Genomic DNA, 14,843 nt, shown 5'->3' on the forward strand with positions numbered 1-14,843 from the left:
TCACCATCGTCGTGATCACCATCGTCGCGCCGGGCGTTTCAGAGACGCGGGCAATCGACGCGGCCTTTCGGATTTTGTGCAGGCCGCGTGCCGGGGGAGGGGTGCGTGCCGGGGCTCATGCGTTGTGGGAAAAATCCCACTAAATCTCCCATCCCCTTTATAATTCGGCTAAGCCCACGATCTTTCCCACCAAGTAAGGCCCGCAAATGCAACGTACCAAGCCGCCCTTCCGCGCCGATCAAGTCGGCAGTTTCCTTCGCCCCGAGCCGCTGAAGCAGGCCCGGGCCCAATACGAAAAGGGCGCCATCACTGCCGCACAGTTGAAGGCGGTGGAGGATGACGAAATCCGCAAGCTCATCGGCAAGCAGGAAGAGGTTGGTATGCAGCTGGCGACCGACGGCGAATTCCGGCGGTCCTGGTGGCACTTTGATTTTCTCGGCCTGCTTGATGGCGTGAAGCTGGTCAGCGCGGATCAGGGCATTCAGTTCGCCGGTGTGCAGACCAAGGCGCAGACCCTCAAGATCGATGGCAAGGTCGATTTTCCCTCGGATCACCCCTTCCTCGAGCACTTCCGATTTTTGAAGGCGAACACCAAAGTTACTCCGAAGATGACCATTCCGGCACCGACGGTGCTGCATTTCCGTGGCGGCCGCCGGGCGATCAGCGAGACGGTCTATCCGGATATGGACTCGTTCTTCTTTGATACCGGCAAGGCCTATGCGAAAGCGGTGAAGGAGTTTTACGCCGCCGGTTGCCGCTACCTGCAATTTGACGACACGGTCTGGGCTTATCTCTGCTCGCCTGCGGAATTGCAAAAGGCGAAAGACCGCGGCGACGATCCGGCCGGCTTGCAGGAAAAATACACCGACATGATCAATCTGGCGCTGAAGGACAAACCGGCAGACATGGTCATCACCACGCATGTCTGCCGTGGCAATTTCCGCTCCACCTGGATTTCCGAGGGCGGTTATGAACCGGTCGCCGAAGCGATGCTCGGCAAGTGCGACTACGACGGCTATTTTCTCGAATACGATACCGAGCGTGCCGGTGGGTTCGAGCCGCTGCGATTTCTGCCGAAGGGTAACAAGCAGGTCGTGCTCGGCCTCATCACCTCGAAGAGCGGCACGCTTGAAAACAAGGATGATGTGAAGCGCCGCGTCGATGAAGCAACAAAATTTGCGCCGCTCGAGCAATTCTGTTTGTCGCCGCAATGCGGCTTTGCCTCAACCGAGGAAGGCAACGTGCTCACGGAGGACCAGCAATGGGCCAAGATGCGCGAAGTCGTCGAAATATCGAAAGAAATCTGGGGCCAATAACCTCTCCTAACGTCTCCATCCGTTGATGATGAAGCCCGGCGCAGGCCAGCTGCGCCGGGCTTTTTGTGCGCAAATCCGATTTGCTGCGAAACAATACGCGCGGGCGTGAAAGTCAGAATGCCCATTAATTAAATACTAAAAGGTTTTGTAAAATATGATCCTTAAGAACAATTCTGAGTCGTAACCGACCGGCAGAAGGCCGCGAATGGCCGTATTTCGTCCCTTCTCAGAGTCAATCATGCATATCAGAAGCATCACGATCTCCGCCAAACTGTACATCCTGTTTTCCCTGCTCGGTTTCCTGACGGTGGTTCTGGCTGGCTACGCGGTATTCAATTCGCGCCACAATGCGGTGCTCTCGCATCAACTCGAATTGTCCTTTGCTGGCGCTCAGAACGTGGAGCGCGTCAACAGCCTGATCTATGCCGTCGTCATGGAATCGCGCGGCGTCTACATGGCGAGCGACAAAGCCGTTGCGAAGCGTTTCGGCGATAATCTGCTGGCTTTCAACGCTCAGATCACCAAGGTTGTCGATGCTTGGAAAGCAGTTGTTCAGGCTGACGATGCTGATGCTTTTCGCACATTCTCGCAACGCGTGGCGCAGTTTCAGGATTTCCGGAGGGAACTGGTGCGACTTGGCGTGGAAGTCAGCCCGGCTGCGGGTCGCGAGTGGGGGGACAATGATGCAAATCGCAGCGTCCGCTCCGCTCTGAACAAGGATCTTGAAGCGCTCGCGCTGCTTTATCAGAAGCGGACCGCCCGCATTAATGACGAGTTGTCCGTAGGGATTGACCGGATGACGATGGTCATGAGTGTGCTCGGTATCATCGCGATGGTGTTTGCAGTTTGCGGGGTCGTTTTCACCGGCAGAAGTGTCATCAATCCGCTGAAGAAGCTGGTGCAAACCATGGGTCAGCTCGCGAGCGGCGATTTGGCTGTCGAAGTGCTCGGTCAGAAAAGAGGCGATGAAGTCGGCGCGATGGCCAAGGCTGTACAGGTCTTCAAGGACAATGCGCTGGCACTCAAAGACTCTGAAGAGCGCGCTGCGGAACAGCGCCACATCACCGAACAGGAACGGGCCCGTAATGAGGCCGCAAAGGCGGAAGCGGCCCGTCAGGTTCAGATGGTTGTCAATGGTCTCGGAACGGGACTCGAACGTCTGGCGCAAGGCGACCTGACGTATCGTGTGGATGCGGATTGGTCGGCCGAATACGTCAAGATCCGCGACGATTTCAACATCGCGATTGGCCATTTGCAGAAAACGATCAGAAATATCGCAGTGTCAAGTTCGGAGGTCTCGAACGCGGCTTCCGAAATCTCCACCAGCACGACCGATCTTTCGCAACGCACCGAGGAGCAGGCTGCAAGCCTTGAAGAAACCTCGGCATCGATGGAAGAGATTGCGGCAACGGTGCGGAAAAACGCGGATAATGCGCAGCAGGCCAATAAGCTGGTGCAGGATACGCAGGGAATCGCAAACCGTGGCGGCAGTGTTGTGATGGAGGCCGTTACCGCGATGGCTCGCATCGAGGAATCCTCCGGGCGGATGTCGGATATCATCTCGGTGATCGACGAAATCGCCCGGCAGACCAATCTGCTTGCGCTGAACGCCGCAGTGGAAGCGGCGCGCGCCGGAGAGGCCGGCCGTGGCTTTGCGGTGGTTGCGTCGGAGGTGCGGAGCCTTGCCCAGCGCTCTTCGCAGGCCGCCAAGGATATCCAGGCGCTGATCGGCACATCGTCGGGGCAGGTGCGCGAGGGCGTCGAACTGGTCAATCGTGCGGGGCACTCACTCAGCGAGATTGTCAATTCGATCGAGAGCGTTGCACAGCTCGTTGCCGATATCGCCAATTCAAGTTCCGAGCAAGCGGTGGGCATTGATCAGGTCAACCTCGCATTGACGCAGATGGATGATGTCACTCAGCAGAATTCGGCGTTGGTTGAGGAAAATGCCGCGACCGCCAAGACACTGGAACAACAGCAAGTCGCGATGCATGAACAGGTGGCCTATTTTCGGTTTAGCGAGGAGCGGGACGAAGGTGCTCCGCCGTCACAGATGAAGATGCGCCGGTCAGCCGCGTGATATGCATAAACACCAAGACCGCGAAAATGGTATCGACGAACTCACTGTTTAAGTCTTTGAGGGTTCGCTTTTTCGATTAAAGTAACCTCCAGATATCTTCACGCCGAGTAAGCTGCGTCGATAAGAGACGCGCCAGTATTCGCGCGACGGTCGACGATTACGGTGATGCCCGGGTGCCCTTTACAATAAGCGTTGATTTCGCTGACAGATCCGCGCATTCACTCGGCCGGCATCTCAAAGAGAAATTCGCATGGCACACGTTGCGGCTGTCAATTGGCTCAACCGTCCGGTCGATGAAAGCCGAGATCACGTGCTCGGTCCCAGCAACGCCGAGATCACGCTGGTCGAATATGGCAGCTATGACTGCCCCTATTGCCGGCGCGCCAATGAGCGCATTGCCGATATCCGGGACCAGCTCGGCGACCGCCTCCGTTACGTGTTCCGGCACAAGCCGATCACCGGCAGCGAGATCGCGCGGCGCGCCGCCGACCTTGCCGAATGCGCCGCGACGCGCGAGCAGTTCTGGGATGCGCATGTCAAACTGATGTCGCGCTCGGCAACCCTGACGGAGGACGATTTGCGCGTCGTCCGGGCCGATCTTGGCTTGCCCGAGCATGGCGAGACCAAAGCAGGCGCCCGGCATAAGGTCGATGAGGATATCGCCAGTGCGAAGGCAAGCGGTGTGCGCTTCACGCCGACCTTTTTTATCAATGGCCGGCGCTATGACGGCGCCTGGGATGAGGCCTCGTTCTATGACGCGATGCTCGGCCGGCTCGGCCATCGTGTGCGCGCTGCTGCACTCGATTTTGCGAGCTGGGCGCCATCGACCGGCGCGCTGCTGCTGCTCGCGACCGTCGTGGCGGTGCTTTTGACCAACTCACCGCTGGGTCACGCGCTCGAGGAATTCTGGGAGCGTCCGTTCGGCCTCAGTTTCGGCGATGCCAACTTCTCGATGTCGCTACGGCACTGGATCAACGACGCGCTGCTCAGCGTGTTCTTTCTGGTTGTGGGGCTTGAGATCAAACGAGAATTCACGGTCGGCCGGCTCGTCAGCCGCCGCTCGGCCGCTTTGCCGATTGCGGGCGCCATCGGCGGCATGGCCGCGCCGGCGCTACTCTATCTTCTCATTGTCCCGCAGGGGCCATGGTCGCACGGCTGGGGCGTGCCGATGGCGACCGACACCGCTTTTGCCGTCGCTTTGATCGCGATGCTTGGCGCGCGCGTGCCGATTGAATTGCGAATCTTTCTCACCGCAGCGGCGATTGTCGACGATATCGGCGCGATCATCGTCGTCGCGATCTTCTATTCGAGCAAGCTGGACTTCGCATGGCTCGCACTCGCCGTGATCGTTTTCGGCGCGTTGTTTGCCCTCAACCGCGCCGGTGTTTACCGTACTCTTCCCTATATGGTCCTTGGCACGATCCTGTGGATCTCCGTTCATGCTGGCGGCCTGCATGCGACGCTCGCGGGCGTGCTCCTTGCTTTCGTAATCCCGACGCTACCGCCCGCCGACCTCAAGGCGCTGATGGCGCAGGCAACAGCCATCATCAATGTGGAGTCACAGCGCGCACATGAAGCAATGCATCACGGCCCCTCTTCACTCGCCTTGCGCGGACTCGATGCCATTCACGACCGGCTTGAGTCACCCGCCGATCGGCTGCTGCGCCATGTCGAGCCGTGGTCCAGTTACGTCGTCCTGCCGCTGTTCGCGCTTGCCAATGCCGGCGTGATCATTTCAACGAGCGTGCTAGGCGGCGGCCATGAGTATCTGATGCTGGCGATCATCGCGGGTCTCTCAATCGGCAAGCCGCTCGGGATGACGCTGCTCTGCGCGCTCGCGGTATGGGTCGGCGTGGCCCGGAAACCGAAAGAGTATTCCTGGACGCATCTTGCCGGCGCCGGTGCGCTGGCTGGCATCGGCTTCACGATGTCGCTGTTCATCGCCGGCCAGGCCTTCGCCTTGCCGGCTGATTTCGCTGCGGCCAAGATCGCGGTCTTTGCCGCCTCGGTGCTGTCGGCGATCATCGGCATTGCAATTCTTCTGGCGGCTCCTGCCCAGGACAACGGGGCCGATGAAGAGTCAGGTGATAAACCGAGCAATGTCACCCCCGTATGATGGAAGCGCCTCGATAGAAGAAAGTAGCCGTACACAGCGATGACGAGAGCGCGCCTTCACCAGCCCAGAGGACGAACGGAACCTAGGCACCGAACGTTGGTGTGAAAATGGACCTTGTATTCAGCTTTCGCCCGCCTCAGATGACGATTTGTCGCTTGCGACCGTACCTTCTGCTCGCAGCGGCGAATGTCCGGATAGGATTCTGTTAGCGATAGTAGCGAAAAAGCCAATTCAGATCTTGGAAGTGCGAAGCAAGATTGGTTTGGTCCGATCGGACGGTAAAGGGGTGGCAACCGACAAAAATGAGAACCGGGATGCGAAGCGACCCCAAGCATCAAAAAAATGCTGACACAGCGGCTCATTCGCCAGATTTGGCGGCCAGACTGAATTCACTTCGACCGTCTCCGCTGACGTCTGCCAGTTCAATGCAGGCCATCATCAATGCGATGCCAAATCCAGTTATGTTAAAAGACCGATTTCATAGGTTAGTTCTTGTAAATGATGCTTTTTGCGAACTTCTGAATCAAACCCGGGAGGATCTTCTAGGCGAGGAAGGTGAGAAAATTCCCGATGACCAAAGGGATGTCTTCTGGGAAATTGATGACGAGGTCTTTAGAACCGGATTGCCGAACGAGAATGAGGAGGTTCTAACCGACGGTACAGGCTCGCTTAGGGTCGTTTTGACGAGGAAATGTCTGGTTACTTTGCCGACGCAGTCCGGTCAGCAGCAATTTCTGCTTGGAGTCATTACCGATGTGACCCGCTTTCGAGAGTCCGAAGCGCGGGCCCAATATTTGGCTGAACATGACGCGCTGACGGGACTGGCCAATCGCGCTCAGTTAAATGATCGGCTGGAAGCGGAGATAAAGGCGGCAGGCGGTACGGACAACAAACTCGCGCTGCTGTTGCTTGACCTCGACGGATTTAAAGAGGTCAACGATACGCAAGGGCATCACGTCGGCGATGAGTTGCTCAAGATAATTGCCAAGCGGCTTGCTGGGTTGGTTCGTGCGGGAGACGTCGTCGCACGATATGGAGGCGATGAATTCTGCATTTTGCAGACAAGCGCCGCGAGATCGGCTGACTTGGCCGAGAAGATCATCACGACGGTTGGTCGGCCCGTTTCCGTCAACGGCCGTCAACTTTGCGTAACGGCGTCGGTTGGTATTGCCATATTTCCCGAGGACGGGACCACGAGTGATGAATTGTTGCAGAGCGCGGATTCTGCACTTTACCACGTAAAACGATCGGGTCGCGCTGGCTTCTACAAATATCAGCCTGAGGTTCATCTTGATCAGTCGCAGCGCTGGAATGTTGAGCACGAGCTTCGCGAGGCGCTGGGTACCGATCAGCTTTCTTTGGAATTTCAGCCGCTCGCATCCGCACAAGATGGACAACTGCGCGGCTTTGAAGCGCTGTGCCGATGGCAACATCCAGTGTATGGCGAAATTTCACCCGACGTGTTCATTCCGGTCGCCGAAGCGACAGGGCTCATAAAAGAGCTTGGCGCTTGGGTCCTGCGAGAGGCCTGCCGTCAAGCAGCGCGTTGGGAGTGGCCGGTTCAAGTGGCCGTCAACGTATCGCCCTGTCAGCTCGAAGACCACAATTTCCCTGATATGGTATTCGACGCATTGAGAGAGGCAAATCTGCCGCCCCATCGTCTGGAGCTTGAGGTCACTGAAAGTGCATTGATCGGCCAATCGGATACCACCACAGAGGCATTGTCAGTTCTGCGGGCCAAGGGCATCGGCTTCGCGCTTGATGATTTTGGCGCTGGCTGGTCGTCGCTATCGACGCTACGCAAATTCAAATTTGATCGGCTGAAGATCGATAAGAGCTTTATCTGGCAGATCGAGTCCGATCCGCGGTCGGTTGCCATCGTGCGCGCCGTTCTCGGTCTGGCCAAGTCGCTCGGCGTTCCCGTCACAGCCGAGGGCATAGAGGACCAGGCTCAATTACTGGCACTCAGGAATATGGGATGCACCGAAGTCCAAGGGTTTCATCTCGGGCGACCCAACTCCGTCGCCAGCTTGCCGGCGCAGGAGCCTTGGCAAGCTATTAACGAGACAAACGAAAAGCCAAGTTGAGACGTCTTGTTTCCGCGACAAATCCATCGTTGGTTGCCCCCCTGAGTGCAGTGTCTGCGCAACGGGTGCGCAATAGTGAATATACCGAATTTAGACCGCTAACTGGTCCCGAGCGATCATATCGGCATTCCCGGTTGCTGGATCGGGCCGGAGTCTGGTCCGCAACGGTCTCGCGCCGCTGCGGCAAGTCCGTCCGGTGTCAAGATGTTCGGGGCCCAGCCCAGGCGTACGAGACTGGACGGATCGGCGACGAGCGGGTTAGCGAGCAGTCGGTAAAGATCCGAGCGGCCAGCGACACCAAAAGCCAGTTCTAAAATGACCTTGGGTACCGGGATGAGGGAAGGTCGGCGACCAAGCCCCCGTCGCATCGCGGCAACCATCTGCGGAACCGTCAGTGGCTGCGGTTCGGCGACGATGAGAGGGCGTTGCAACGGCCCCGGTGCGGAAAGCACACACTCGACGGCCCCAACCAAGTTGTCGAGCGATAAAAGTGAACGCCGTGCCCGCAACCCGCCGAGCGGCAGCGGATAGGGCGAGCGAGCGAGCTCAATAAGCCGCGCCATGTTTCCCTTCACCCCGGAGCCGTAGACGAGTGCGAGACGGAGTGCGACCCAATCCAGATCGAGCTTCGCGAGTTCTTCTTCCGCTGCTCGTTTCGATCGTCCATAGGCGTCAGTCGGTTTCGGCTCCGAGTCTTCGGTCAAAATCTGCAGGGCTGTTGGACCTGATTGTGCCCGGACCGAAGACATGAAGATAAACCGTCTGACGCCGGCTCGTTGTGCAGCTCGGGCAAGGGCGGCGGTCGCCGTGGTGTTGAGGAGGCGAAAGTCGCTTTCGGGGGCTCCAGACATGGTGGGCAGAAGAGCCGCCGAGTGGATCACTGTATCGACCCCGGATAGAGCCGCCGCCATGTTGATCGGTCGAGCAAGATCACCAATGACCGCACTCGCACAATTGATCGGAAGAGCATGTGGGCGGCGCAGCAGGACACGGATTCGATAACCGCGCCTCGAAAGCTCGCGGAGCAAGTATTGCCCGATGAAGCCGGTCGCGCCAGTAAGAGCAATGACAGATTCGTTCATAAGTCAAACTACCACGCGAATGTCGGCCATTTCGAGGACATGGTGACGCTGCGCTCGAACTCAATGCGTTTCGCGCCGGGATGCGCATGCGCGGATGACGGAGGAATGCTACGCAACCGTGCATCTAAGTCGCGAACAGGTGAAGAGAGTCCTCCACGCTGCCGAGTGGATGCGCAAGTTGTGCCATGGCCGAATCGTGTTCAATGTGTTGCTTGCGGTTCAGCGATATGCCGGGGAAGAGACCCGCTGCGTTCGAACATTCTCCATTTTGGATGCATGAAAGTGTATTGGAAGATGTCCGGTCAGTCTTTGACCGCTGTGTCCCGATGTATCGGGTCAATCCAAAATACCTGCTCCGGTTTCTCAACCGGCTCTATATCCAGATTGATGGCGACCGCTTCCCCATCGCTGCGCACGAGAACGCATTCCAGAACCTCGTTCTGGCTTGCATTGATCTCTTGGTGCGGTACGTATGGCGGTACGAAGATAAAATCGCCGGGGCCAGCCTCTGCGACGTATTGGAGCTGCTCGCCCCAGCGCATGCGGGCATTTCCGCGCACGACATAGATGACGCTTTCGAGATGACCGTGATGGTGTGCGCCGGTCTTGGCGTTCGGCCTGATGGTTACTGTGCCAGCCCAGAGCTTTTGTGCGCCGACGCGCGCAAAGTTAATCGCCGCCTTGCGATCCATGCCAGGTGTTGAAGGCACATTAGGATCGAGCTGGTTCGCAGGGATGACTCTGACACCGTCATGTTTCCATCGATCGTCGTGATCGTGCGAATGGTCATGATCAGTCATGGACTCACCGCTATCGCATGCCTATGAAGATTGGCTGAGGCATAAAGCAATTGAAGCGATGCCGCAATGTTTTGCCCGGACGGCTGCGGTGCACAGAACTGTGCTTTTTGGCGCTTCCGAAATCGAAGGATGAGCGCTTGTTGCAGCCGCTGAACATTATTATTGTCGGCGATGGATGAGGCTTTTCTTGTTTCAATCGGCGCCGTATTTCGCTGTCTTGAAGAAGCGGTTCCATCCTCCGGTCTGCGGCGAAGAGGGTAAGCCGTATTTCCACGGGACCGGCATTGGTTTAGGGGATTTCAGTTAGCGCGGAGAAGGGGCTATTGCGATGAGGGAAATGTTTGCCGTCCGGAACATGCTTGTTCTGCTCGCCGTCATGGCAGGGGGCGTTGCAGCCCTTGTCTGGTGGCTGTTCGCTTTTGGCTATCCCGGTGCGCCCTCTGTTTCTGCGAACCGCGAGAAGCCGGTGGTCGAGGCAGAGAGTCGTGAACCCGTAGCTGAAAAGTCCGCTCCTCCGGCGGTTGCGGCAGCAACTGAGGCCATTAAAGGGCTTGCTGACCAGCTTGGCGCTTTGAAACCTGAAGAGGCAGACGCTGCCCCCAAATTTGATGTCGCGCGCATTGAATCGAATGGTGAGGCCGTGATCGCGGGCCGCGCTGCGCCTGGGGCATCCGTGGAGCTCCTTCAGGATGGAAAGGTCCATGATCGAACTGTGGCGGATTCCTCAGGTGCGTTCGTGTTCATTCCTAAGCCGCTTCCCCTTGGACGTTACGATCTTACACTGCGCACAGTGGGGCCAGACGGCAAGGCGACAATGTCGAAGGGGGCGGTTGCCGTAAACCTGGGCTCCACCAAGGAAGAAAAGCAGGCTGCTGCGCCAGTTGCGCCGGCAGTGCCTCCTGTTGTGCTGTCAAAGCCAGCGGAAGACCCCGACGGGCGCTTTCAAGTTGAGGCGGTGGAGGCAGAAGATGGGGGCAGGCTCCACGTCTCTGGCCGTTCTGTGCCGGGCTCGATTGTGCGACTCTACCTGAATGATGCCTACATTGCGACTGGTACGGCTTCGGCAGATGGGCGTGTTCAATTTTCCATTCGCGGTGGCGTTAAACCCGGCGAGTATCGGGTCCGGCTGGACCACATGAATGCGGCGGGTAACGTGTTGTCACGCGCCGAGAAAGTATTCAATGCCTCGACGACATTGGCGGACGCAAAGCCTTCTGCGTCGTCTCCGGAAGTGGTAGGCACGCTGCCCAGTTTGGGCTCCGCACCACGATCCCCGACTTCGACCGAAGCGCAGACATCCCTGCGTGCCGTAAGCGGGGCTGGTCAGCAGATTTCAACGTCGCAGCGTGAGAATGCAATCGCGCCGATCAGTCAGACATCTCCGCGATTGCCCGTGACGGGTAAAGACGCAGCGCAGCCGCGCCCGATTCAAGAGACCAATCCATTGGTCGCGACTGGCTCGACGGATCAGCGCAGTATCGTCGTTGTGCCAAGAATCGATACAAGAGTGGTCGTTCGCGGCGACAGTCTCTGGCGCATCAGCCAGGCTACATATGGCCACGGCAAGCGCTACACCGAGATTTTCACGGCCAACCGCAGTCAAATCCGCAATCCCAACCTTATTTATCCGGATCAGATATTCGTTTTGCCAAACGCCTTGCCGAAATAGTTGGTCGGCAAGCGACATGTGATCCGTTTACGCGGAACCGGCCTTCGCCGGACGAAGCCGGCCATGGCCGGCGAAGGCCGGTACCTACTCCGCTCGAAAACGCTTTAGCGGTCCGTTCGATCATCGTTCGAGCGTGCATCGAATTTCACCCCTTGAGCGGGTTCAGAACCGCGCCTGCACGGTTTTGCCGTTGGGCGGGCTGATCTGCAGCACGCCTTTGGCGTCGGCCGGCAAGGCACCTTCGGCCTTGCCGCTGAGGCGCGATGGTTCGGCCGGCTCCAGCACAATACGCTGGCTCTTACCCTGAACGGACAGGATCACGAGTCCCTTGTAGCCTTTTGTCGGCTGCGGCTTGTTGTCGTGGTCCATGACATTGACATCGATCGCGCCGTCGCGCGTGAACAGCTCGATGTGATAGTCACCGGCTTCAACCAGTCGTCCACCATTGGGACCCTTTTCGCCATGCTTGTGCTGGGCGTAAGCGCCGGTTGCAAGCGTCAACGAAACAAGCACCAAAAGAGCTCTGAGCATTTCATTCTCCGTTCAGTTGATCAGTAGGATTGGCTTGCTGAAGCAGGCGCATCCGGCGTCCCGGCTTCAGTGGCTGTGACCGTGCGCAGGCGCTCAACGGCCTTGCGGCCGAAGGCGAGCACCAGCAGTGGCGTCACAAAGGCATCAAGCAAGGTCGCGCTGATCAGCCCGCCGAAAATCGTCACTGCGACCGGATGCAGGATTTCCTTGCCCGGGCTTGCGGCGTCGATCATCAGCGGCACCAGGGCAACGCCTGCCGAAAGCGCGGTCATCAGAACCGGCGTCATGCGCTCAAGGCAACCGCGTGTCACCAGATCGCGGCCCCATGGGATTTTTTCATGCAGATGAAGGTTGATGATGTGGCTGATCTTCAGGATGCCATTACGCGCGGCGATGCCGGTCAAGGTGATGAAGCCGACCATGCTTGCAACCGACAAGGGCTGCCCGACGATCCACAATGCGGCCACCGATCCGATCAGCGCCAGCGGCACGCTGCCGATGATAATGAACGACAGCACGGCGGATCGGTAACGGCTGTAGAGAATCGAGAAGATCAGAAGCAGCGACACGATCGAAAGAAGACCGATTGTCCGGGCTGCCTGCTCCTGGGCCTGGAACGTGCCTTCAAGGCTCACGAAATAGCCTTCCGGCATTCTCGTTTCAGCGATCACGGTGCGGATCTGTTCTACCAGTTTCGCCATATCGGCACGCCCATCGCCGTTGGCGAGCACCACAAGGCGCCGCCGCCCGTTCTCGCGCAGGATCTGGTTTGGCCCCGTTGTTTCCTTGATCTCGGCGACCTGTCGGGCGGGAATCCAGCCGGTCGGCGTTTCAATCAGAAGATCGCCGAGTCCCTGCGTGGTGCGAAGGGTCTCCGGCAGACGCATCACAACATCGAAGCGGCGATAGCCATCGACGACACGCGAGACCACCCGGCCATTCGAGAGCCGGCTGATTTGATCCACCACGGCGGCGGGCTGCACGCCGTAAAGCGCGGCTCTGCCGTAATCGACCCTGATTTCGAGCTGCGGGATACGCACCTGCTTTTCGATTTGCAGATCGGTCAGGCTTGGAATCGCGGCCAGCCTGGCTCGCAACTCTTCGGCTTTTGCACGCATGAGATCGAGATCGTCGCCGAAGATCTTCAATGCGATTTCCGATCGAATACCGGACAGCATGTGATCGAGCCGGTGCGCAATCGGCTGGCCGACATTGACCGATAGCGGCAACATCGACAATCGCGACCGGATATCGGCGACGATTTCGGGCTTCGAGCGGGCGGAAGGAGCAAGGCTCACTTCGAATTCGCTGACGTGGATGCCCTCGGCGTGCTCGTCAAGTTCGGCGCGGCCGGTCCGTCGCCCGACGGATTTCACTTCCGGCACTTGCATGATCAACTTTTCGGCGACGGTGCCGACGCGGTTGGATTCCGCGAGCGAGACACCGGGATTGAAGTTGACCATGATGTTGAACGTGCCCTCGTTAAACGGAGGCAGGAACGAACGCGGCAGCGCGAGCGCAGCAGCACCAGCCACAATCACCATCAGAATCGTAGCGCCGAAGATCAGGCCGGTATGGCCATAAGCGCGCGAAAGGGCCGCGCCATACCATCGCTTCAGGACGCGGACGAGACCGCTTTCATGCTCGTTCAGGCTCTTTAGGCCCGGCAGCATGAAGTAGGACATCACCGGCGTGAGCGTGACCGAGACCAGAAGGCTCGCCAGGATCGACACAATGTAGGCGATGCCCAGCGGCGCGAACAGGCGCCCCTCGATGCCGCCCAGCGCAAACAGCGGCACAAACACAAGGACGACGATCGCCGTTGCATAGACAATGCCGGACCGCACCTCCTGCGACGCACTGACCACCACGTCGGATACCGAACGCGGATTGCCAAGCAGCCGGTTTTCGCGCAGGCGGCGGAAGATATTCTCGACATCGACAACGGCATCATCGACCAGTTCGCCGATCGCAATCGCGATGCCGCCGAGCGTCATGGTGTTGATCGAGAGGCCCGCGAAATAGAACACCACCGCAGTAATGAGAATCGAGGCCGGGATCGCGGTCAGCGAGATCGCCGTTGTCCGCCAGTTCAGAAGGAACAGAAACAGGATGACTGCGACGACGGCAAAGGCCTCCAGCAGCACGATCTGTACGTTCCTGATCGACGTCTCAATGAAGTTCGCCTGCCTGAAAACGAGGTTGTCCGCCTTGATATTGTGCGGAAGCCCGGCATTCAGCTCCTTGAGGGCCTGTTCGATGTTCCGCGTCAGCGTGATGGTGTCGACATGCGGCTGCTTCTCGACCGAGACCAGCACCGCCGGCGCGCCCATATAGCCGCTGTCACCGCGTTTGGTCCGAGCGGCGAATTCGACGGTCGCAACCTGATGCAGGAAGACCGGCCGACCGTCGACCTTTGCCACCACCATATTGCGCAAGTCATCGAGGTTCGTGGTGCGGCCGATATTGCGGATCAGGTATTCGCGCGCGTTCAGATCGGTAAAACCGCCGCCGGCATTGGTGCCAAAGGAGGCGAGCGCCTTCTCGATCTGCTCATAATTGACACCGAGCGCGCGCAGGGCCGGCGGTTGCGGCGACACGCGATATTGCCGCACCTCACCGCCCATCGGGATGACTTGCGCGACACCGGGTATGCTGAGCAACCGCGGCCGGATGGTGAAATCCGCCGTTTCCCGCAGCTCCATCGGTGTGGCGCGATCGCTAGTGACGGCGACCATAATGATCTGCCCCATGATCGAGCCGATCGGCCCCATCATCGGCGTGACATTCGCCGGCAATTGCTCGCGCATGAGGTTCAATCGCTCGGCTACGAGTTGCCGGTTGCGGTAAATGTCGGCGCTGTTCCAGTCGAACTCGACATAGACGAAGGACAATCCGACGCCCGATACCGAGCGAACGCGCGTGACGCCCGGGACGCCGTTCATCTGCGTCTCGATCGGGAATGTCACCAGCAATTCGACTTCGGGCGGCGCGAGGCCTTCAGCCTCGGTCATAATCGTAACGACCTGCTTGTTGAGGTCGGGCAGAACATCGACCGGCAATCGCGTGATGCTGAAGGCTCCGAGGGCCATGAGTGCGGCGCTCAGCGCCAGGACCAGCATCCGGTTGCGGACCGATTGGCTGACGAGGAAAGTGAACATC

Annotated in this window: 9 protein-coding genes; 5 read left to right on the plus strand and 4 right to left on the minus strand. The window is 58.6% G+C overall.

What is annotated here, in order from left to right; translation table 11 throughout:
* The first annotated feature begins 206 nt into the window (after positions 1-206).
* The 4 genes from CAK95_RS12565 to CAK95_RS12580 all read left to right on the plus strand — a co-directional run bounded on the left by CAK95_RS12565 (position 207) and on the right by CAK95_RS12580 (position 7,599).
* Positions 207-1,316 carry a cobalamin-independent methionine synthase II family protein gene (locus CAK95_RS12565; protein WP_086088220.1) on the plus strand — a complete coding sequence of 370 codons (1,110 nt, stop codon included), beginning with the start codon at positions 207-209 and terminating at the stop codon, positions 1,314-1,316.
* Between the two features lie 238 nt (positions 1,317-1,554).
* On the plus strand, positions 1,555-3,396 hold the full coding sequence (locus CAK95_RS12570) for a methyl-accepting chemotaxis protein (protein ID WP_183044253.1): 1,842 nt from the start codon (positions 1,555-1,557) through the stop codon (positions 3,394-3,396).
* 250 nt (positions 3,397-3,646) lie between these two features.
* Positions 3,647-5,512 (plus strand): Na+/H+ antiporter NhaA, encoded by a 1,866-nt coding sequence (gene nhaA, locus CAK95_RS12575; RefSeq protein WP_086088222.1) that lies wholly within the window; start codon positions 3,647-3,649, stop codon positions 5,510-5,512.
* Between the two features lie 425 nt (positions 5,513-5,937).
* Positions 5,938-7,599, plus strand: coding sequence for a putative bifunctional diguanylate cyclase/phosphodiesterase (locus CAK95_RS12580; RefSeq protein WP_245303738.1), 1,662 nt, complete (start codon positions 5,938-5,940; stop codon positions 7,597-7,599).
* Positions 7,600-7,715: 116 nt separating this feature from the next.
* On the opposite strand, the gene CAK95_RS12585 is transcribed toward CAK95_RS12580, so the two are convergent.
* Together CAK95_RS12585 and CAK95_RS12590 are read right to left on the minus strand one after the other, a co-directional pair.
* The gene (locus CAK95_RS12585; RefSeq protein ID WP_086088224.1) at positions 7,716-8,681 is read right to left on the minus strand and encodes an NAD-dependent epimerase/dehydratase family protein; all 966 of its coding nucleotides are present in this window, start codon (positions 8,679-8,681) and stop codon (positions 7,716-7,718) included.
* Positions 8,682-8,983: 302 nt separating this feature from the next.
* The gene (locus CAK95_RS12590) at positions 8,984-9,481 is read right to left on the minus strand and encodes a cupin domain-containing protein (protein WP_086088225.1); all 498 of its coding nucleotides are present in this window, start codon (positions 9,479-9,481) and stop codon (positions 8,984-8,986) included.
* A 337-nt stretch (positions 9,482-9,818) separates the two neighbouring features.
* Here CAK95_RS12590 and CAK95_RS29965 point away from each other — a divergent pair, with 337 nt between their 5' ends.
* A complete protein-coding gene (locus CAK95_RS29965) occupies positions 9,819-11,150 on the plus strand; it encodes a LysM peptidoglycan-binding domain-containing protein (protein WP_157699608.1) in 1,332 nt (443 codons plus the stop codon).
* Positions 11,151-11,312: 162 nt separating this feature from the next.
* Here CAK95_RS29965 and CAK95_RS12600 read toward each other — a convergent pair whose 3' ends face one another.
* The gene (locus tag CAK95_RS12600; RefSeq protein ID WP_086088227.1) at positions 11,313-11,681 is read right to left on the minus strand and encodes a hypothetical protein; all 369 of its coding nucleotides are present in this window, start codon (positions 11,679-11,681) and stop codon (positions 11,313-11,315) included.
* Positions 11,682-11,701: 20 nt separating this feature from the next.
* Positions 11,702-14,842, minus strand: a complete 3,141-nt coding sequence (locus CAK95_RS12605; RefSeq protein WP_086088228.1) for an efflux RND transporter permease subunit — start codon at positions 14,840-14,842, stop codon at positions 11,702-11,704.
* Position 14,843 lies beyond the last annotated feature (1 nt).

Source organism: Pseudorhodoplanes sinuspersici, from assembly GCF_002119765.1.
Lineage (GTDB): Bacteria > Pseudomonadota > Alphaproteobacteria > Rhizobiales > Xanthobacteraceae > Pseudorhodoplanes > Pseudorhodoplanes sinuspersici.